The organism is Thioalkalivibrio sp. ALE16, assembly GCF_000381305.1.
Classification (GTDB): Bacteria; Pseudomonadota; Gammaproteobacteria; order Ectothiorhodospirales; family Ectothiorhodospiraceae; genus Thioalkalivibrio.
Map to the genome: position 1 here is coordinate 63,001 of NZ_KB906359.1, position 19,318 is coordinate 82,318.

Below are 19,318 nucleotides of genomic sequence, written 5' to 3' on the forward strand. Positions count from 1 at the left end.
AGCGGGGACCGGCGAAGTCCCACGACCGGGTGCCCCGCGCCGGCCATGGGTGTCGCGTCAGCCGGCGGTAGACCCCGCCAGCCGGGCCGCCAGGACCTCCTGTGCGGAGTAGGGGGCCTGGTCGTTTGCGGGCCGAATGCGGGTGTAGCTGCCGTCCGGTTGCAGGGACCAGGCGGTGGCGGTGTCGCGCAGGTAGTTGAACAGGGATTCCTCGGCCACGCGGTCGCGCAGCTCCGGGTCGCGCACCGGGAAAGCCACCTCGACGCGGCGGAAGAAGTTGCGCGGCATCCAGTCGGCGCTGGAAAGGAACACCTCGGGGTTGCCGGCGTTCTCGAAGTAGAACACCCGCGAGTGTTCGAGGAAGCGGCCAAGTACCGAGCGCACCTCGATGGTTTCCGATATGCCGGGGACCCCGGGGCGCAGGCTGCAGATGCCGCGCACGATCAGCTGGATGAGCACACCGGCCTGCGAGGCCTGGTACAGGGCCTGGATGATGGTGGCCTCGTTCAGGGAGTTCATGCGCGCGACGATGCGCGCCGGTTTGCCGGCCCGGTGGTTCTCGATCTCGCGCTCGATCTTCTCCTGCATCGCGTCGTGCAGGCGGAAGGGGGCCTGGATGAGCTGGCGCAGCCGGGTCACCTTGCCGAGCCCGGTCAGCTGGAGAAACACGCGGTGGACGTCCTCGGTCAGCACGGGGTCGGCCGTCAGCAGGCCGAAATCGGTGTAGGCCTTGGCAGTGCCCGAGTGATAGTTGCCGGTGCCGAGGTGGGCGTAGCGGGTAATCTGGTCGCCATCCCGGCGCACCACAAGGGCCAGCTTGGCGTGGGTCTTGTAGCCGACCACGCCGTAGGTCACATGCACCCCGGCATCCTGCATGCGGTTGGCCAGCTCGATGTTGTCGGCCTCGTCGAAGCGCGCCCGCAGCTCGATCACGACGGTGACCTCCTTGCCGGCCTGCGCCGCCTCGATCAGGGTCTCGACCAGGGGCGAGCGGGTGCCCGTGCGGTACAGGGTCTGCTTGATGGCCAGTACCCGCGGGTCGGCCGCGGCCTGGCGCAGGAAATCCACCACCGGCATGAACGACTGGTACGGATGATGCAGCAATAGCTCCTGCTCGCGGATGCAGGCGAAGATGCCGCTGCCGCTGGCGTCCACGCGAGGCAGGGCCGGGACCAGGGGCGGGAACTTGAGGTCCGGGCGGTCGACCAGTTCGTGCACCGCCATCAGCCGGTTCAGGTTCACAAGGCCGGTGACCTGATACAGGTCGTCGGGGTCCAGATGGAACTGCTGCAGGAGGAAATCGGCGACCTCCTGCGGGCAGTTGTCCGCGACCTCCAGCCGCACGCCGGCGCCGTAGTTGCGCTGGGGCAGTTCGCCCTCCAGGGCGTTCAGGAGGTCGTCGATCTCCTCTTCCTGCACGAACAGGTCGGAGTTGCGGGTCAGCCGGAACTGGTAGCAGCCGGTCACCTTCATCCCGCGGAACAGTTCGTCGACATGGGCGTGCAGGATGGACGACAGCAGGACGAAGTCGTTGTCGCCGCTGGCGACCTCCCGCGGGAGGCGCACCAGACGCGGGAGAGAACGCGGTGCCTGCACCACGGCGCGGCCGGACTCGCGGCCGAAGGCGTCCTTGCCCTTCAGCGTGACGATGAAGTTCAGGCTCTTGTTCAGGATGCGCGGAAAGGGATGCGCCGGGTCCAGGCCGATCGGGGTCAGGACCGGCTGCAGCTGTTCGCGGAAATACTGCAGCACCCATTCCTGCTGCGCGGAGCTCCAGTGGGTGCGACGCACGAAGTGGATGCCCTCGGCTGCCAGCGCCGGGATCAGTTCATCGTTCAGGGTGCGGTACTGCTCCTCCACCAGGTCGTGCGCACGCGGGGCGATCTGGCGCAGCTGCTCGGCAGCGGACAGACCATCCGGACCGGGGGCCTGCACGTTCAGTTCGACCTGCTGGCGCAGCGAGCCCACGCGGACCTCGAAGAACTCGTCCAGGTTGGTGGAGGAGATGCTCAGATAGCGCAGGCGTTCGAGCAGCGGGAAGGCGGGGTCCTGGGCGATCGCGAGGACCCGGCGGTTGAATTCCAGCAGGGACAGCTCGCGATTGAGGAACAGATCGGTCTGGGTCACGTCGGCATCCGGCATGCACGACTCGCGGCAGGAATGGACCCGCGAGTCTAGGGGAACACTGGTTAATCTACACGTTCGCGCTCGAGTCGATTTTGCGTGCGAACAAGGCGCGGTGACTGCCGTGCAGTCATTCTGCACAAGGGAACCGCAACGCCGTGCGCGCGCAAAATCGGCCGAGCCCCTGCGTTCAATAGTTTGTGGGGTTGGTGCCCCATGTTCCCCGATGCAGCGTTGCGGCGCTTACCGGTAGCCCCACTACCGGCTGCGCACCGCGCCTTGTCTCGGGAAACATGAGGCACCAACGCGAATGTGTAGATTAACCAGTGTTCCCCTCCGACATTATGTCAGTTCCGTGAATGGGGGGCAGGCGTGGCCGAAGTCCCCGGGCGACGTGCCTGAACTGCGGCGGGTGGGTACAGGCGACTATAATCCGGGCCTTGATCATGCAGCGCGAGTGGCGCTGCCGTAAGGAGAAGTCCGTTGGCCGAATTTACCCTGACACTGCATGCGCGCGACGAATCGCAGCCCGAGCTGCGCAAGGTCTCGCTGGCCGTCGAGGGCGAGCTGCCCGAATACGGCCAGGTCTGGGTGTGGGATATCGTTTACGCCCAGCAGTTGTTCGCCCTGGGCGAGGTGCAGGCGGCCCAGGACCTCAAGGAGACCATGGAACTTTGGGCGGTCAACATGTCCAGCAAGGTGTTCCAGCCGCATGGGCATATCCTGTCCAAGGGGTACCTGGACCTGTCGGAGAACCTGCAGCTGGTGAACGGAGATTCCGTGCCGGCCGCGGCCGACGGGGATCGCCAGGTGGTCGTATCGGTCGACGGCCAGGCCGGGCAGCTCCCGGATGTCCGGGTGTCCCCCGAGAGCCTGACGGCCGACGAGCGCCAGGATCTGGTGCTGGGGCTGGGCCAGTACTTCAACTTCGAAAACCCGATGTTCGCGCGCGAGCTGCCGATTCATGTCCTGGCCATGCGCAAGTACCACGCGGACATCAACCTGCCGCACACCCGTACCGCGCTCGAGGAAGCCCCGTTCTTCGCAATCCAGAAGGCGATGGAATACTTCCAGGCGGCCAATCAGGGCACTGTGCAGTAGGGGTAGGCCCGCTGCGTCGGATTTGCCGCGCGTGCTACGGTCGCGGCCATGAGGACTGTCTATTCCGCCGCCGACCCCGTGATGGCCGGGTTCATCGAGGACCTGCTGAAAGAGGCCGGCATCCCGGCGTACGTGAACCAGGCCGGGCTCATGGGCGCGGCGGGGGAGGTCCCGCCAACCGAGACCTGGGCGCGCATCATGGTGGTGCACGAGGAGCAGGCCGAGGAGGCGCGAGCCCTGATCCTGGAGTACCTGGAGGGCGAGCCGGAACACGACGGCCGGGACTGGAAGTGCCCGCGCTGCGGCGAGGTGATCGAGCCGCAGTTCACCCAGTGCTGGAACTGCGGGCGCGACAAGCCCAAAGACTGATTCAGTTCGGTCGTCCGTTGCCGGTGTACTGCGAGCGGATGCGCTGGATGTAGGTCTGTGTCTCGCGGAATGGCGGGACGCCGCCGTGGCGCTCCACCGCGCCGGGGCCGGCGTTGTAGGCGGCCAGGGCGAGATCCAGATTCCCCTCGAAGCGCTCGAGCATCGCGGCCAGATAGCGTGTGCCGCCGTTGATGTTCTGGGCCGGATCGAAACGGTCGGTGACCCCGAGATCGGCCGCGGTCGCGGGCATCAGCTGCATCAGGCCGTGGGCGCCCACCCGCGAGACCGCCTGCGGATCGAAGCAGGATTCCACGTGAATGACCGACTGGACCAGCGCAGGGTCGAGGCCCTTGCGGGTGGCGGCCGTACGAATCAGGTCCGCGAACTCGCCACCGCCGGTGGCCAGCGCCTGGCGGGCGCGCTCGCCGCAGCGGGCGCGCGCGGTGGGGCGGCCGTAGGTGGCGACCAGTTCCATGCCGCTGTCCTGGCGATGCTGGTTGGTGACCAGGCGTTCACCGCCCGGGCCCTCGAACACGAAGATCTGGCTGGGAGACCAGTCGCCGCCCGTGGACGGGGTCCCCGTGCCCGTGCTCGCGGGCGAGCGGATAGTTTCGTACGGGATACCCTGGGGCCGTTCGTCGGTCAGGACGCGGGCACCGGAGGCATCGCGGTAGCTGTACAGCTCGGCCGCGCTGGTTCCGCCCGCGACCAGCCCTGCCACCAGTACCAGCAGTAGCAGCGCCGTCCGGGCGGAATGCTTACCATGGTGCCTGGCTTTGCTCTGCGTATCCCTGGTATCCAACCCTGTCCCCTGGCCGAGTACCGATCCCGATGACCGAGACTTCGTTCACAGTCTGCATTATGGCGCCGGAAAGTGCATGGCTGAAAGAGCGCGTCGATGGCCTGCTGGCGGGCAGCGACGTCGCCGCACCTTGGGTCGAGGTCCTGGAATCGGTCGATTCGACCAACCGCTATCTCCTGGAGGCGGCTGCCACGGACGATGAGCGACCGCTTGTCTGCGTGGCACGCAGCCAGACCGCGGGTCGCGGCCGGCGGGGTCGGGCCTGGCAGTCGCGGCCCGGCGCCAGCCTCGCCCTGTCGCTGGCGTGGCCCATCGCGCGGGGACCGGTGCCGCCCGCCTATCCGGTGGGGGCGGGGATCGGGGTAATCCAGGCCCTGGAGGGGCTGGGTCTGGAGTCCGTGCGGCTCAAGTGGCCCAATGACCTGATGATCCAGGGCGCCAAGCTCGGCGGAATCCTGATGGAGCAGCGGGCACCCCGTCGGGAGCGGCCGGGCCGGCTGGTGGTCGGGATCGGGATGAATCGCGAGGCCGCGGATACACTGGAACTGGACCGCACGGTTACCGATCTTGCCAGTCATTGTCCGGGTGGGGCGCCGGACGGCCTGGAACTGGCCGCGCGGGTGGTCGACCGGCTTTGCCGCCTGCATCCCGTTATGGTGCGCGAGGGCGTGGCCCCGCTGGAGTCCGAGCTGGAGCGGCTCGATCTGTTGCGGGGGCAGGCCATCGAGCTGCTGGACGATGGAGCGCAGGCCCGGGCGCAGGGGATCGATCCGGCCAGCGGCTGCCTGGTGGCGGCGTTCGCGGACGGATCGGTGCGGTATCTGCACTCGGGCGAGGTTTCGGTACGGAGTCGTGAACATGTCTGACGTTGCGCTGGTGGATATCGGCAGTAGCCGGGTGAAATGGCAGGTGCGCAGCCGGGATGGCGACGTGCTGGGCTCCGGCGCGGCCCGGGAGCCCGCGGGCTGCGCCCGCGCCCTTGCATCCATGACGCAGGACTCGACCATCGACGCCGTATGGGTCTCGCGGGTGGCGGGTGATCGCGGGGCGGCGTTCGCCGAGGAATTGGACAGCGCCGGGCTGGCGGCCTCGGTCCACGCGGTCCGGGTTGCGGCTGCCGGGCCGAACGGCCTGCGGACCGACTACGCAGCCGGCCAGCTGGGGGTGGACCGGTACTGCGCGCTGGTCGCGGCGCGGGCCGTTGGCGATATGCCGGTCATCCTGGTGGATGCCGGAACCGCGGTCACCGTCGACGTGTTGCAGGCGGGCGGGTGTCATGCAGGCGGCTACATACTGCCGGGGCGCCAGCTCGGCTGGGAGGCGCTGCAGCCCCGTCTGGCCGATCGTATCGCGCCGCGCGAGGCGACGCAGTGGCCCGAGGACCTTGACCCGTCGCCCGGGCTGAACAGTGCGGATGCGCTGGAGCGTGGCTGGGGTCTGGGGCTGGCCGGGGCACTGGACGGGCTGATCGCGCGCTCCCGCGACGTGCTGGGCGAGGAGGCCCCCTGCTGGCTGACCGGCGGGGATGCCTACTGGCTGGCGCCGCTGTTGCGCGAGGAATCTCGGATCGTGCCCAACCTGGTTCTGGACGGGCTATGGGCCCTGTCGCTCGCGGAGGATGCCGGATGCGCTGGCTAATCCTGGCGCTCGCGCTGCTGAACCTGGGGTACTTCGTGTGGGTGTGGCACGACGGCCGGCTGGATCCGGACCCCTACGCCGACGTACCGCCCCTGGAGCGCGACCGGGGCACGGTGGAGTTGCTGGATGTCCGGCTGGAATGGCCGGAACCCAGTGGCGCGCCGGCAGGGGAAGGGGTCGCCGAGGAGGCGACCGAGTGACGAGGCTTAGGGGCCGCGGCGCCGGGCCCGCTCGGCGCGCCGCCGGTCCCGGTGGCGCTGCCAGGCGGCGGACAGTTGATGGGAGATCCAGTAGCCGGACATAGCGGTGGGCGTGGCGATCAGCAGACTGCCCAGTAACGTGAAGGTAATCTCGTCGCCGATCCCCTGCAGGTACCAGGCGTCCGGGTCGTGGGTGAGCAGGGGCGTGTAGCGAAAGACTGCCTCGCCCAGCGAGTGGTAGCCCCAGTACAGGGGGGCCGTGGTCAGGGGGTTGCTGACGAACGAGGCCACGAAGGCCGTCGGGAAATTCCCGGCCAGCGCGATGCAGAGGACGATCATCAGCACGGTCTGGAAGCCGACCGTCGGGGTGAGGCCAATGAACAGCCCGATGGCAACCCCGCGGGCCATGGCCTCCGGGCCGCTCTTCATGCTCCCGGCGGCATGCAGGCCGGTGTGCAGTCGGGGATGACGGGCCAGCCAGTGGTGGGCGCGCCAGCGCAACGCCCGCCAGCGAATACCGGCCCGCCTCAGCATGCCGCCGAGGGCCTCAGGCAGCCCCCCAGCGGGCCGCGATGTCGGGGGTCCAGCCAACCGTGATCGCGTCCCCCTGTTCGATCACCGGCCGCTTGATCAGGGCTGGGTGTTCGAGCATCAGGGCGATCGCGCGTTCGCGGTCCAGCCCGTCGCGCTGTTCGGCGGGAAGCTGGCGCCAGGTCGTGCCGCGCCGGTTGACCAGGGCCTCCCAGCCAAGCGCCTCGACCCAGGCGCGCACCCGGGCTTCCTCCAGTCCGTCCTTGCGAACGTCCACGAAGCGAACGCTCACGCCGGCCGCGTCCAGCGCCCGGCGAGCCTTGCGGACGGTATCGCAGTTGGCGATCCCGAAGAGCGCGATCTCAGACATCGCGCAGCAGGGCGTTCAGACCCACCTTGGCCTTGGTCTTCTCGTCCACGCGCTTCACGATCACCGCGCAGTACAGCGAGTACTTGCCGTCCTTGGAGGGCAGGGTGCCGGAGACCACCACGGAGCCGGCCGGTACGCGGCCATAGAGGATCTCGTCGTTCTCGCGATCGTAGATCCGGGTGGACTGGCCGAGATACACGCCCATGGAGATGACCGCGCCTTCCTCGACGATCACGCCCTCGACCACCTCGGATCGGGCACCGATGAAGCAGTTGTCTTCGATGATGGTCGGGGCCGCCTGCAGCGGCTCCAGCACGCCGCCGATCCCGACGCCGCCGGAGAGATGCACATTCTTGCCGATCTGGGCGCAGGAGCCGACCGTGGCCCAGGTATCGACCATCGTGCCTTCATCCACATAGGCACCGATGTTCACGTAGGACGGCATCAGCACCGTGTTGGGGGCGATGAAGCTCCCGCGGCGCGCGGTGGCCGGCGGCACGACGCGCACGCCGGCCTCGCGGAAGTCACGGCTGGAGGTGTCGGCGTACTTGGACGGGACCTTGTCGTAGTAGTTGGTGAAGCCGCCCTTGATGAACTCGTTCTCCGAGATGCGGAACGACAGCAGTACGGCCTTCTTCAGCCATTCGTTCACCACCCATTCGCCGCCCTTCTTCTCGGCGACTCGGGCACGGCCGGTGTCCAGCATCTCCAGCGCCTCGTTCACCGCATCGCGGACATTGGTCTCCACGTTGCGCGGGTTGATCTCGGCGCGGCGTTCAAAGGCGGTTTCGATGGTGCTCTGGATATCGGACATGAGGTTTTCCTTGCAACGTATTAATAGGTAATGGATTCATACAGGCTGGCAATGCGCTCGGCGGCCTCGACACAGGCGGCCGGCTCGGCGACCAGGGCCATGCGGACATGCCCGGCACCGGGGTTGTGCCCGGAGGTCGGGTCGCTGCGCGAGAGGTAGCGCCCGGGCAGCACGGTCACCCCGGCCTCGGCGTACAGGCGGCGGGCAAAGGCCTCGTCGTCGCCATCGGGAACCCGTGGCCAGAGGTAGAAGCCGGCGGCCGGCGTGGTGACCTCGAGAATCGGCTGCAGACGCGGGACGACCGCCGCGAACTTCTGCGCGTACAGGGCGCGATTGTGCTCCACATGGGCCTCGTCCGCCCAGGCCGCGCGACTGACCGCTTGGGTGGGCGGCGGCAGTGTGCAGCCATGATAGGTGCGGTACAGCGCAAAGCGGTCCAGCAGCCCGGCATCGCCGGCCACGAACCCGGAGCGCAGCCCCGGGAGGTTGGAGCGCTTGGACAGGCTGTGGAACACGATGCAGCGCTCGAACCCGGTATTACCCATACGCGCCGCGGCACCCAGCAGGCCGGCGGGTGGGGTGGCCTCCGGGTGATAGATCTCGGAGTAGCACTCGTCGGCCGCAATTACGAAGTCATGGCGTTCGGCCAGACGGATCAGGTCCTGCATCGCCGCCTCGGACATGCAGGCGCCGGCCGGGTTGCCCGGGTTGCAGATGTAGACGAGCTGCACCGCATCCCAGGTGGCGACGTCGATCGTGGAGAAGTCGGGTAGATAGCCGTTCTCCGGCGCCAGGTCGTAGAAGGCCGGTTCTGCCCCGGCCAGCAGGGCCGCACCCTCGTAGATCTGGTAGAAGGGATTCGGCATCAGCACGCGCGCCCCGGGCTTCTCCGCGACGACGGCCTGGCCGATCGCGAACAGGGCCTCGCGGGTACCGCTGACCGGCAGCACCTGGCGCTCGGGCTTAACGGTATCCAAGTTGAACCGGCGTTGCAGCCAGGCGGCGATCGTCTCGCGCAGGGCCGGTTCGCCGCGAGTGGTGGGGTAGTGGTTGTAACCCTGTACGGCGTCGCGCAGGGCGGGTTCGACGAAACTCGGCAGCGCATGGCGCGGTTCGCCGATCGACAGCGCGATGGGCTCCAGCCCTTCCGGCTGGCGCAGGTCCGCGAACAGGGCCCGCAGGCGTTCGAACGGGTAAGGCTGGAGCCGGTCGAGGCGGGGATTCATGGCGTCCGGGGGTTCCTCTGCAGGGCGCGAACCGAAAGACCGCGCAGTATACCGAACCCGACGGGGCGACGGCACCGCGATCGTTCAGTCGCGACTGCCCGGACGGGTATACCAGAACCAGCTGAGGCGGCGGGAGCGCAGGCTCCAGGGGAACAGCAGGACCTGCAACACGACCAGGAGGTGGCGCGCGGGGTTGAACCAGTCCGCCTTGCGCCCGGAGGTCAGGACCGGCGTGTCCAGGATTTCCACGCGCTGGCCGTGTGCCCGGCCCCAGCGGCGCAGGGCGCGGGACAGGAACACCTCTTCCCCGGCGTACACGCGCTCGCTGAACCCGCCCACCGCCGTGAACGCCTCGCGGGTGGAGAAGACGTAGCAGCCCGCGGCCAGCCCCAGGCGCGCGGAGAGCGTATTCCATGTACGCGCGCCCCAGCGGTAGATGCGGTGATTCAGGTGGTCGAACGCCACCCGGGCACCGCCGCCGCAGACGCGGCCGCTGTCCAGTGCTTTCAGGGTAGCCTGCAGCAGGGCGCCATCCGGCCAGGTGTCGGCGTCCACGAACAGCAGGTAGTCCCCGCTGGCGGCCTCCGCGCCGGCATTGCGGGCGCGGCTGATCCTGCGTTCCGGCTCGAAGACGACGCGACAGCCGGCGCGCTGCGCGATCTGCGGGGTCGCGTCCGTGGAGGCGTTGTCCACCACGATGATCTCGCTGGGGCGATCAAGGCCCGACAGGGCCTCCTGGACGGCCGTCAGGGTTCGTGGCAGCCACTCGGCCTCGTTCCAGGCCGGGATGATGAACGACAGGGTGGGTGCGCGTCTCACGCAGCGGCCAGGGGAGCTCTGATCAATAGGTCGCCATGTGGGGATCGACCTCGCGTGCCCAGGCATCAATGCCGCCGGACAGGTTGATCACGTTGTTGAACCCGACCCGCTGCAGAAAGCCGCAGACTTGCTGGCTGCGGACGCCGTGGTGACAGATCACCACGATCTCGTCCTCCGGATTCAGGTCCTGGTACGCCGTCGGGATCTGGCCCATCGGGAGCAGTTGCGAGCCCTCGATGTGGCAGTGCCGGAATTCCCAGGGCTCGCGCACATCCAGCAGCTTCGGCGGGCTCTTTGCCTGCGAGAGATAGTCGTGCAATTCCCGGGGGGACATCTGGCGCATGGTGGTGAACCGTGACTGGGGAGTGACTCAGGCTGGCCTCGGGAGTGGCGCATTGCAAGAGGCGGGATGCACGCCAGGGATTGGCATGTTGCCTGTGAACCGGCCACCCCCGGCCGTCGAACAGCAGGTGTTCCCGGGAGCGCCGCAGCCGCCCGGGGGTGGATTTCAGCCCTTGAATTTCACCAGACGACTGACCTGGATGTCGGAGATGAAGATCACGCCACTGTGCTGGTTGAAGAAGGGGGTGAAGCCCTCGAGGATCGGCTCGACCAGTTCCTCGGGTACGGCGGCGATGATCATGATCAGCACGTCGTCCTCGTTGAACATCAGATGGCCTTCGTGGAAGCCCTGGCTGCCCTTTCCCGAGAGGTTGCCCATGATGGTGTAGCCCTTGACGCCGGCTCGGTCGAGCAGATCGGTGGCAAAGGCCTGGTGTTCGCCCTCGAGAATGATCTCCAGCTTCTTGAGGGGATTCAGGTTCACGTCGTTCATGCGCGGGTCTCCTCCGCAGCCGTTGGATCGGTTTGCCCATGAGCGGCCCCGGGCAGCGGCTCTTCCAGCCACTGGCCGTCCGCGAAGCGATGGATCCGGTGGGTCTCGGGGTCGAGGATCACTACCAGGATCCATCCGTTGGTGACCAGGCTCCGGACCTTGGCGACGCCGTCGATCGCCGCCTGGGCGTGTTCAAAGGGCGCCTCGATGACCGCCAACAGGCGGATCGGGTCATGGTAGGGCCGGCCGTCGCGCAGTACGGTCTGGGCGGGGAGGCCGGTTCGCAGGTCACTGAGGTTGCCGGTGATGACACCGAGGCGGCACGCCACGTTGTGGTAGACCTTGCTGCCGCTGCCATAGTGTTCGTTGTCGACCGTGGAGAAGTAGTGCTCCATGTTGATCCACTGGGCGACCACCAGTGGGCCGGTCAGGATATTCGCGAGCAGACGCCCGCGCGGGTCGAGGCGATAGTCGTAGGAGTGCAGGAAGGTACGGCCCTCGAGGTCGCTGCCCTCGGTCAGGTGGCGGCGCCCGATGATGAAGCCCGCGTTGCGCGCCAGGCCCCATTCGGGCCGCACCTGGGTCCAGTCCACCGTGTTGCGCTGGGCCATCCGCGCGGCCTGGATGGGCTCGAGTTCCGGCCCGCCCTCCGGCGGCAGGGTCTGCAGCCGCTCCGCGGCGGTGCGGCGCCGCGCTGCCTGCAACCCGTTGCGCAGGCGCTCGAGGTAGACGAGATGACTGGCCGGGAGCAGATCCAGGTCGTGCAACTCGATCGCGTCGCTGGTCGTGTTGTGGAATGCCGGCAGGAACCAGGCATCGTCCGGGATGTGGATGCCCTCGTGCCGCAGGCGCCGGCGAACCTCCGGCTTGTTGCCCATATGCGCCAGGACGCGGGCACTGACGAGGCCGTGACTCCCGCCGCAGGCACCGCAGTCGAGGGCGGACTCGTAGGGATTGTTGTGCGACTGGCTGCCGTGCCCCGTCAGGATGACGAAGCGGGAGAACTGTTCCGTGAGCCCGATGGAGCGCAGCGCCTGGGCGACGAAGTAGGTCTGCTCGTCGAGGGAGAAGCCGATGCGCCCAAGGCGTTCGAGTTGCATCTGCGCATACGAGCGATTGATGCGGTAGCGCTGTTGCAGGGTCTGGATAAAATCCGCCTCGGCGCGTTTGCCAAGGGCGAACGCCTGCGCGAAGTGGGTCTGCCCCGTGTGGCGCCCCAGGGCCGCCTCGCGCAGTTCGCGGATGATCGCGTCGGTGATCGATTCGCGCTCGATGCCGAACTCCTTGTGAATCGCCTCCACGATGATGACCCGCTGCAGCGCGCGAACGACCGAGTCCGCCTGTTCGCGGGTGAGCTTGTCGACCAGCAAACGGGTGGACGGCTTGTCCGATTCGATGCGGTGGCGCCAACGATTGTAGAGCCGCGGCGCGAGGGTCTTGCCGACCATGTCGAAACCGAAGAGCAGGCCAATGGCCTCGACCGTGAAGTAGGGCGACAGGACCGAATGCTTCAGGTCGTGCAGCAGGTGTTCCGCCGAGGAATACAGATCCGTCTCCAGTTTCTCGGCGCCGGTCGTCACCTCGAGGACCAGGTTCTTCGGGGTCAGCAGCACGGGACACAGGTGATCCTCGCTGCCCTTGCCCAGCGCGATAAAGCTGACCGGGACACCGAAGAATCCGGCGATCCCGTAGGTCTGGTAGTCGCCAAGCGTCTCGAGCTGGCGGCGAATGCGCTCCGAGCGTACATCGATACAAAACAGCATCTGCGCAAAGGGGCGCTTTTCGCGGGGTGGCGCGGGAGTCGGGTGAAGGCGTGACAGCAGCGCGCGGCGGTAGGTTGTCTCCATGGCCTCCAGCCAGATCATGCCCTCGCGCCGTTCGAATGCCTCCAGTTCCGTCAGCACCTTGGCCAGGCGTTCCGGCGAGAGCTCGCGGAAGGCATTCGGTGTTCCGGCGCGCTCTGCCAGCTCCTTGAGGGCTCGAGCCTGGGTCCCGGCTTCAGCCTGGCGCTTCTCGGGGATGTAAGCCCCGATGAGCCGGGCGATTTCGGCCGGCCGACCGCGCGCCACTGCGTCCTCGACGGACTCGGCCCGAGTGGGCAGCACGGCGCCGGTGAACAGTTCGTGGCGCAGGAAGGATTCCGCCGGGCGCTCGGTAATCCGGGCCTCGAGTTCGAACCGGTTGCGTGGCATCCGACGGCGCCGCGCGTGTTCGCGGACCAGGGACAGTGCCAGCACCAGGCGAATCGCCAGGAAGTCGACCAGGTCCGCTGGATATTCGCGGGCCCAGTGATAGCGAGGCGCCCGTTCGCGCCAGCGGATAAAGCCGGCCCAGCCGTGCAGATGGGTGAGTTCGCGCACGATCAGCCCGGGCCAGGACGACTCGGGGATGCCGAGTTCGTCGAGGACGAAGGCGATGATGCCCTCCGGGGTGTCGCTCTGATCCAGGATGTTCTTGATGTGCAGGCCGCGCAGGAACAGCCGCAGGTTGCGCTGTGCAAGCTGGCTCCAGGCGGCGAACAGGCCCTGTTCGCGCCCGGGCATGGGCCAGGCGGACTGGCCCTCGTCGAAGAAGTCGAGGCAGGTCTTGATCAGGAGCTCGTCCAGGGTCTCGCCGATGCGGGTGTCGTAGAGGTGGTCCAGCGCCTCGTAGAGTGGTCGCTCCGGCGGGAACGCTCGGCGCAGGATGTCCTCGATGCGTTCCACATCCACGCCGTCCCCCGCGGATGGAACACCGCCGGCGAGGATGGCCGCCACGTCCTCCGCCGCGGCCAGCACGCACGGTCGACGGGCCGGTTCGCGACACCGCGTGAGCAGGGTATGGATCAGCGCGTGGCCACCGGTGGCCTGCAGGGCTGGATAGCCACCAAGCGCCCGGTCGATCGCTGTGTCCAGCGCATCCGGGTCGATGCGGCCATCGGCGAGCAGCCACTGGTAGTCGGCGCGGGCCAGGAAGCCGCGCCCGTGGAACAGGGCCCGGCCACGCTCGATCGCCTCGGGGAAGGGGTGGTCCTCCAGCCCGTGCAACGGGTTGTGGTGGATGAAGGTGCGCATGGGCCAGAAGTTGGGGATCGGCTCGGCGGCCATGTGCACCATCGAGCGGATCTTCAGCTGGCGGCCGAGGGAAAGGGTCACAGCGCACCTCCGGTCCAGATGAGCCCGGCGCCTGTCAGGGCCACGACGAGACCGGCGAAGCCCCATGCGCGGGGGGCGGTCAGATCGGCAGCCACGGGTCCGCTGCGCGGACCGAATACCGTGCCCTGCAGCAGACGGGCCCCCGCCCAGCTCCATAGCAGCCAGATCAGCAGGATGCCAATGGCGAAGCCGACGGGCGCACTGCCCAGCAGGGTCAGCAGGGCGAAGAAGCCGGGGAACAAGGGCAGGGCCATTGCCGCGAGCGTTGCCACCACAATGATCCCCGAGAGGCGCGGCAGATCGCGTGCCAGACCGCCGTGGAGCCCCGTGTAGGCGGCTCCCAGGCGTCCGACGAGGGCTTCGTGCACCACCAGCATCAGGACCGGGGCGGTGGTCAGTGCCAGCGTCACGGCGACGAGATCAACCGGCGCGGGTGTTTGCAGGGCGTAGAGCCAGACCAGGGGCCAGGCGGATACGGCCAGCATGGCGTTCCAGCGCCCGACCTCGCGCACGGTCAGCATCCGGAAGGCGTAGAACAGCGCACTCATCACGGCCCAGGTCGCGAGAATCGGACCTGGCTCCAGTTCGCCCCAGAGGATCAGGACGACCCCGATCTGGGGCCAGAAGACGACGAGTGCGAGCCGTACCGGCAGAGGCTGGGTGCTGACGGCGAGCCGCGTGAACAGCATCGTGGCCGGGAAGAGCGGCAGGAAGAACGCGGCGAGTATCAATAGAAACACTGACATGTCAGCGCCACCTCAGCCAGATATTGAGGCGTCTGGACAGGGCCAGCAGCCGGTCCGTGACACGTTCGTGGACGTCGGCTACATAAAGCTCGCGCGACAGAAGCGAGTACAGCATCAGCCGTGCGCCGGCCGGCAGCTTGTCCATCGGGCGCTGGCGCGTCCGGCTCAGGTAGGCCCCGATCCAGCCGAGGACGAACACCACGGCCAGCAGGACGACCAGGACATCGAAGGTGAGCTTGTCGATACCCGCCGACGAGTAGAGTGCGTCACGGAATGCGGCATCCGGGTAGAGGAAGGCCTCGAAGCTGTGGCCCACGAGCACGTAGCCGATCACGATCACGGCGAAGGACAGGATGATCAGGGCCATCATGCGCAGCGGATTCTCGGTATCGAGCCGCTGGGCGGTGAAGAGCACCTGGACCCCGGTGATCCAGCCGAAGAACAGCAGCACGATCGCGCCCTGTTGCTGGAAGAAGCGCTCCGCAACCCAGGCATGTGCGCCGACCAGGATCACCAGCGGCACGATCAGCGTGACCGCCCCGATGATGAACCAGGGCACGCGTGCGGGGGCCGATTTGCGCTCCACGAGGAAGTCGTAGAGGGGCTCATTGGGAACCCCGTCATGGCGACGCGCGGCCCCGATCACGTTGCCGGCTCCGAGGAACAGGGTGCCCTTGAACAGGCCGTGGGCGATCAGATGAAAGATCGACAGCGCGAAGGCGCCGGCACCGGTTTCCATCACCATGAAGCCCATCTGCCCCATGGTGGAGTAGCCCAGCGACTTCTTGATGTCGTTCTGCGAAAGCATCATCAGCGAGCCGATCACGGCGGTCAGCAGGCCCACGATGAAGAGCAGATGGAGGACCTCGCTACTGTGGACGAACACCGGGGCGAAGCGGTTGATGATGATGCCGCCGGCGTTGACGATCCCCGCATGCATCAGGGCCGACACGGGCGTGGGCCCCTCCATGGTGTAGGGCAGCCAGGTGTGCAGCGGGAACTGGGCCGACTTCGCGAAGGCGGCCAGCGCTACCAGGAAGGCCACCGTCCCGGTGACGGGCAGTCCCATGACGGTGCGGGCGTCAGGGCTTTCAGCGATGCGGTCGAAGAGGGTGGGGAGATCGAGTACGCCGTAGGTCTGGAACAGCATCACCGCGGCCAGAACCAGTGGCAGGTCCCCCAGGCGGTAGGTGATGAACGTCCAGAAGGCATAGCGCTGCACGCGGGGCGGTTCGGTGTTGTGCGTGAGCAGGAAGTAGAGGACCACCCCGATCAGGTGCCAGGCGATCAGGAGGGTGATCAGGTCGCCGGCCATCACCATCAGCAGGATGGACCCGGTCATCAGGTCCAGCAGCATGAAAAAGCGGGCGTAACCGGGCTCCTCGAACATGTAGCGGATCGAGTAGACGTGCACCACCAGGCTGATGGCGGCGACGACCAGCGCCATGATGGCGCTGAGCGGGTCCAGTTGCAGGCTGCCCCAGCCGCTGGCCAGGCCCATCCAATGCGGTCCGGTGTCGCCGGCGATGTAGTGCGCCAGCTGGAACCCGGCGATCCCCACGACGATGACGTTGATCCCCACGCTCAGGCGCGCGACCCGATGGCCCAGCCGGCCCGCCAGGAAGTGCACCAGCAGTGCTGCCAGAAAGGGCAGCAGGGCGATCAGCCACTGCAGTTCCATCATCGTCCCACCCCGCTCTTTCGGGTAACGCCCCGCGTGTGGCGGGTCGTCCACCTCCGATCGCGTACTGCCCGAGGCCTGCACGGCGCCCAGCTTGGAAAAACGCCGGGAGCACTACCGAGGCGTCATCGAAACCCGGTTGCTACGCCAAAAGTACGGGGCGAGGGCATGATTGCGCAAACGGCGCATTCCCGGGAGCTGGCCCGTGGAAAATATAGAAGGAGATGCGTTGCGCCGCACCTGAGGGCTGGCTGTAGGGGCGCGACCGAAAGGGTTCCCACGAGCACGAGGTACGGAGTGACTCACGAAGCCAGGTAGTCAAAGGGCACGAGTAGGCCAAACGGCGTGATTCAGGTTTGCCACAGAAGTGGCACGAGCCCTGACCCAGAACAAAAATGGGATCAGCGACTGTAAGTCACGGATCTCTTTCTTTGGAATATGGCGCGCCCGGAAGGATGGTCGCTACGCGGTGTGTCTTGCCCTTCCGGGTGTCGGCCCGGTGGCCGACACGTACCTCGCTGCGCTCGGGATCGAACCGGATTGTCTGACGGAGGTTCGAATCCTTTGGGGACTGGGAACGAAAAAGGGCACCCGAATGCGGGTGCCCTCTCTCAGGAATATGGCGCGCCCGGAAGGATTCGAACCTCCGACCACCTGGTTCGTAGCCAGGTACTCTATCCAGCTGAGCTACGGGCGCATCGTCTGAAGGCGCGCATTATCGCGATTGGTCCCGGGGGATGCAAGCCATCGGGACGGATTCTTTGTTATTACGCCCGTCTCAGCCCCGGGGGATGGGGTGGTAGGGCGTGCTGCGCACCCGGTCGTGCTCGACCATGCGGTAGTGGACGAAGTCGTCCTTGTCGTGGAAATGCAGGAACGGGTTCCCGGCGTCCTGTTCTTCCAGCGTGGATTCGGCCTTGTCGGCGTAGTTGTGGCCCGGGTGGATGCAGGTATGGGCCGGCAGGCCTTCGCGCAGCCCGTTCAGGGTGTGGAACATCTGTTCCGGGTCGCCGCCGGCCAGGTCGCAGCGACCGCAGCCGAAGACGAACAGGGTGTCCCCGGTGATGAGGTCGTCGCCCGCGGGCATGTGAAAGCAGGCAGAGCCGGGCGTGTGGCCGGGCGTATGCAGGAAGCGGATCTCGGTATCGCCCAGGCGCATCGCATCGCCGCCGTGGTGCAGCTCCGGGCGTTCCAGTTGCTTGCCCCAAAATTCGGCCTCCGGCTTGAGCAGGTGCAGCCGGGCATTCGGGTATTGCTCCAGGATGGCCTCGACGCCGTTGATGTGATCGTGATGGCTGTGAGTCAGCAGGATGTCGGAGATCTCGACGTCGTTCTCCCGTGCCTGACGGATGATCGCCTCGGGCTCCCAGGCGGGGTCGACCACGGCGCCGCGGTGACTGGCGCGATCCTCGATCAGGTAGACGAAGTTCTCCATGGGGCCGAGTTCCTGGCGGTGGATGCGGTAGGGCAGTTGGTTCCGGTCCATCGGGCTCTCCGTGAGTCGTTGGCGCTTTGGTATGGTCTATCGGGTTCCTATCCTGTGCCGAGAAGGAGTCCGATGCCAAATTCCGAAAGTTCCCCTGCCGATTCCGCTTCCGTCGATGCGGAGGCGGACTGGGAGGCCCGCTATCAGGCGGGCTCGACCCGCTGGGATCGCGGTGGGCCCAGCCCCTCGCTGGAGCAATGGTTGCAACGCACCGCCCTGAAGCCGGGGGCCCGTATCGTGGTGCCCGGCTGCGGGTTTGGCCACGAAGTCCCGACCCTGGCGGCACGGGGCTTTCGCGTGATTGGACTGGACGTGGCGCCAACGCCCGTCGAACAGCTGCGGAGCGATCTGGACCATGCCGGCCTGGAAGCCGATGTGGTTCAGGCCGATATGCTGTCCTGGCGGCCGGAGGCACCGGTAGACGGGGTTTACGAGCAAACCTCCCTGTGTGCCCTGCCGCCCGCTCAGTGGCCGGCCTATGAACGCCAGCTGCACGCCTGGTTGCGCCCGGGCGGTGAGCTGTTTGCGTGCTTCATGCAGACCGGCCGGGAGGGTGGGCCGCCCTTCCATTGCGCGCTGCCGGCCATGCGGGAACTGTTTCCGGCGGATCGCTGGGACTGGCGTGACGAGGCGGGTCGCACCGATCACACCAACGGCAAGTACGAGCTTCTGCACCGCCTGATCCGGCGTTAGTGCAGTCGGGGCAGATTGCTTTGATCGCGGGGTATCTCCCGTCGTCCAGTGCGGGAGAGCGGGTGAAGCGCGCCAGCATGATCTAGATTTCGGTAAGGAAGGATTCACATGCCGCCCCGGCCGGCGGACCCTTCCGTCCACCCGAATCAGGAGAGCGCGATGAAAGTCTGGATGCTGGTGTTGCTGTTGATGCTGCTGCCGTTGCCTCTGGCTGCGTCGGATTCCACCGATGTGGAGGAGCTGGATCGCGAGACCCTGCAGCAGATGGTTCGACACAGCGTGGAGCTGGTGCGCATCGAGGATGGCGTAAGCATTGATGACGCTATCGAGTCGATGAAGCTGCGGGCCAACCTGCGCAATTTCCAGGAGGTCGCGGATCTGCCGCTGTCCGAGCAGGTGCGGGCAATGGGGGGCGAGGGCAACTACATGCGCATCCTGGCCTTCTGTGATGCGCTGATTGCCAACCAGATGGTGCAGCACGACATCATCTTCGCCAGCTTTCTGCCTTGCCGCATCGCGGTGGTGGAGGACGACGAGGGGCAGGGCTGGATCGTGACCACCAACATGGACATGATGCTGCACGCGACGGACTTGCCCGAGGACCTCGAGGCGACCGCGCGCGAGGTCCGCGACACGATCTACAGCATCGTCGAGGCGGGCCGTACCGGCGATTTCTGACGCTGTAAACGAAAAAGCCCGCGACACCCAGAGGTGTCGCGGGCTTCTGGCTTGATCCAGCGGGCGTCTTC

At 67.0% G+C, this 19,318-nt stretch carries 20 protein-coding genes and 1 tRNA gene; 7 read left to right on the plus strand and 14 right to left on the minus strand.

Features of this window, described 5'->3' with window-relative positions:
• Positions 1 to 57: 57 nt before the first annotated feature.
• Complete coding sequence (gene ppk1 / locus F627_RS0106625; RefSeq protein ID WP_019583620.1) at positions 58 to 2,142, minus strand: polyphosphate kinase 1; 2,085 nt, start codon at positions 2,140 to 2,142, stop codon at positions 58 to 60.
• Between the two features lie 465 nt (positions 2,143 to 2,607).
• Here ppk1 and F627_RS0106630 point away from each other — a divergent pair, with 465 nt between their 5' ends.
• Positions 2,608 to 3,225 carry a hypothetical protein gene (locus F627_RS0106630; RefSeq protein ID WP_018867352.1) on the plus strand — a complete coding sequence of 206 codons (618 nt, stop codon included), beginning with the start codon at positions 2,608 to 2,610 and terminating at the stop codon, positions 3,223 to 3,225.
• 48 nt (positions 3,226 to 3,273) lie between these two features.
• Entirely contained in the window at positions 3,274 to 3,594 is a 321-nt protein-coding gene (locus tag F627_RS0106635; protein ID WP_081618338.1) for a DUF2007 domain-containing protein, read from the plus strand.
• Between the two features lies 1 nt (position 3,595).
• Here F627_RS0106635 and F627_RS0106640 read toward each other — a convergent pair whose 3' ends face one another.
• The gene (locus F627_RS0106640) at positions 3,596 to 4,315 is read right to left on the minus strand and encodes a lytic transglycosylase domain-containing protein (protein ID WP_018875338.1); all 720 of its coding nucleotides are present in this window, start codon (positions 4,313 to 4,315) and stop codon (positions 3,596 to 3,598) included.
• Positions 4,316 to 4,455: 140 nt separating this feature from the next.
• Between F627_RS0106640 and F627_RS0106645 the strand changes: the two genes are divergently transcribed.
• Genes F627_RS0106645 through F627_RS0106655 form a run of 3 tightly spaced genes read left to right on the plus strand, consistent with a single transcriptional unit; the run spans position 4,456 to position 6,234 of the window.
• Positions 4,456 to 5,262 carry a biotin--[acetyl-CoA-carboxylase] ligase gene (locus F627_RS0106645; RefSeq protein WP_019583621.1) on the plus strand — a complete coding sequence of 269 codons (807 nt, stop codon included), beginning with the start codon at positions 4,456 to 4,458 and terminating at the stop codon, positions 5,260 to 5,262.
• Positions 5,255 to 6,034, plus strand: coding sequence for a type III pantothenate kinase (locus F627_RS0106650; RefSeq protein WP_019583622.1), 780 nt, complete (start codon positions 5,255 to 5,257; stop codon positions 6,032 to 6,034). The genes F627_RS0106645 and F627_RS0106650 overlap by 8 nt, the downstream gene beginning before the upstream one ends.
• On the plus strand, positions 6,022 to 6,234 hold the full coding sequence (locus F627_RS0106655) for a hypothetical protein (RefSeq protein WP_018867357.1): 213 nt from the start codon (positions 6,022 to 6,024) through the stop codon (positions 6,232 to 6,234). The genes F627_RS0106650 and F627_RS0106655 overlap by 13 nt, the downstream gene beginning before the upstream one ends.
• Before the next feature lie 6 nt (positions 6,235 to 6,240).
• Here F627_RS0106655 and F627_RS0106660 read toward each other — a convergent pair whose 3' ends face one another.
• From F627_RS0106660 to F627_RS0106715, 12 genes are all read right to left on the minus strand, one after another.
• Positions 6,241 to 6,768 carry a DUF2062 domain-containing protein gene (locus tag F627_RS0106660; protein WP_019583623.1) on the minus strand — a complete coding sequence of 176 codons (528 nt, stop codon included), beginning with the start codon at positions 6,766 to 6,768 and terminating at the stop codon, positions 6,241 to 6,243.
• A 13-nt stretch (positions 6,769 to 6,781) separates the two neighbouring features.
• The gene (locus tag F627_RS0106665; protein ID WP_019583624.1) at positions 6,782 to 7,135 is read right to left on the minus strand and encodes an arsenate reductase; all 354 of its coding nucleotides are present in this window, start codon (positions 7,133 to 7,135) and stop codon (positions 6,782 to 6,784) included.
• Positions 7,128 to 7,949: a 2,3,4,5-tetrahydropyridine-2,6-dicarboxylate N-succinyltransferase gene (gene dapD, locus F627_RS0106670; protein WP_018867360.1), complete on the minus strand. Its 822-nt coding sequence runs from the start codon at positions 7,947 to 7,949 to the stop codon at positions 7,128 to 7,130. Before dapD ends, F627_RS0106665 begins: the two co-directional genes overlap by 8 nt.
• 20 nt (positions 7,950 to 7,969) lie before the next feature.
• The gene (dapC, locus tag F627_RS0106675) at positions 7,970 to 9,175 is read right to left on the minus strand and encodes a succinyldiaminopimelate transaminase (RefSeq protein ID WP_019583625.1); all 1,206 of its coding nucleotides are present in this window, start codon (positions 9,173 to 9,175) and stop codon (positions 7,970 to 7,972) included.
• A gap of 84 nt (positions 9,176 to 9,259) precedes the next feature.
• Positions 9,260 to 9,994, minus strand: a complete 735-nt coding sequence (locus F627_RS0106680; protein ID WP_018867362.1) for a glycosyltransferase — start codon at positions 9,992 to 9,994, stop codon at positions 9,260 to 9,262.
• Between the two features lie 22 nt (positions 9,995 to 10,016).
• Positions 10,017 to 10,337, minus strand: coding sequence for a rhodanese-like domain-containing protein (locus tag F627_RS0106685; protein WP_018867363.1), 321 nt, complete (start codon positions 10,335 to 10,337; stop codon positions 10,017 to 10,019).
• Positions 10,338 to 10,502: 165 nt separating this feature from the next.
• Positions 10,503 to 10,829: a P-II family nitrogen regulator gene (locus F627_RS0106690; protein WP_018867364.1), complete on the minus strand. Its 327-nt coding sequence runs from the start codon at positions 10,827 to 10,829 to the stop codon at positions 10,503 to 10,505.
• Entirely contained in the window at positions 10,826 to 13,963 is a 3,138-nt protein-coding gene (locus tag F627_RS0106695; protein ID WP_019583626.1) for a DUF2309 domain-containing protein, read from the minus strand. Before F627_RS0106695 ends, F627_RS0106690 begins: the two co-directional genes overlap by 4 nt.
• The gene (locus tag F627_RS0106700; protein WP_026280431.1) at positions 13,960 to 14,709 is read right to left on the minus strand and encodes a hypothetical protein; all 750 of its coding nucleotides are present in this window, start codon (positions 14,707 to 14,709) and stop codon (positions 13,960 to 13,962) included. The genes F627_RS0106695 and F627_RS0106700 overlap by 4 nt, the downstream gene beginning before the upstream one ends.
• A 1-nt stretch (position 14,710) precedes the next feature.
• Positions 14,711 to 16,393, minus strand: coding sequence for an NADH-quinone oxidoreductase subunit L (locus tag F627_RS0106705; protein ID WP_019583627.1), 1,683 nt, complete (start codon positions 16,391 to 16,393; stop codon positions 14,711 to 14,713).
• Between the two features lie 617 nt (positions 16,394 to 17,010).
• Positions 17,011 to 17,087 (minus strand) — tRNA-Arg (locus F627_RS0106710).
• An 81-nt stretch (positions 17,088 to 17,168) separates the two neighbouring features.
• Complete coding sequence (locus F627_RS0106715; RefSeq protein WP_019583628.1) at positions 17,169 to 17,876, minus strand: MBL fold metallo-hydrolase; 708 nt, start codon at positions 17,874 to 17,876, stop codon at positions 17,169 to 17,171.
• A 72-nt stretch (positions 17,877 to 17,948) separates the two neighbouring features.
• On the opposite strand from F627_RS0106715, the gene F627_RS0106720 reads away from it, so the two are divergent.
• Positions 17,949 to 18,569: a methyltransferase domain-containing protein gene (locus F627_RS0106720; RefSeq protein WP_018867369.1), complete on the plus strand. Its 621-nt coding sequence runs from the start codon at positions 17,949 to 17,951 to the stop codon at positions 18,567 to 18,569.
• Between the two features lie 159 nt (positions 18,570 to 18,728).
• The gene (locus F627_RS0106725) at positions 18,729 to 19,247 is read left to right on the plus strand and encodes a DUF302 domain-containing protein (protein ID WP_018875348.1); all 519 of its coding nucleotides are present in this window, start codon (positions 18,729 to 18,731) and stop codon (positions 19,245 to 19,247) included.
• The last annotated feature ends 71 nt before the right edge of the window (positions 19,248 to 19,318 follow it).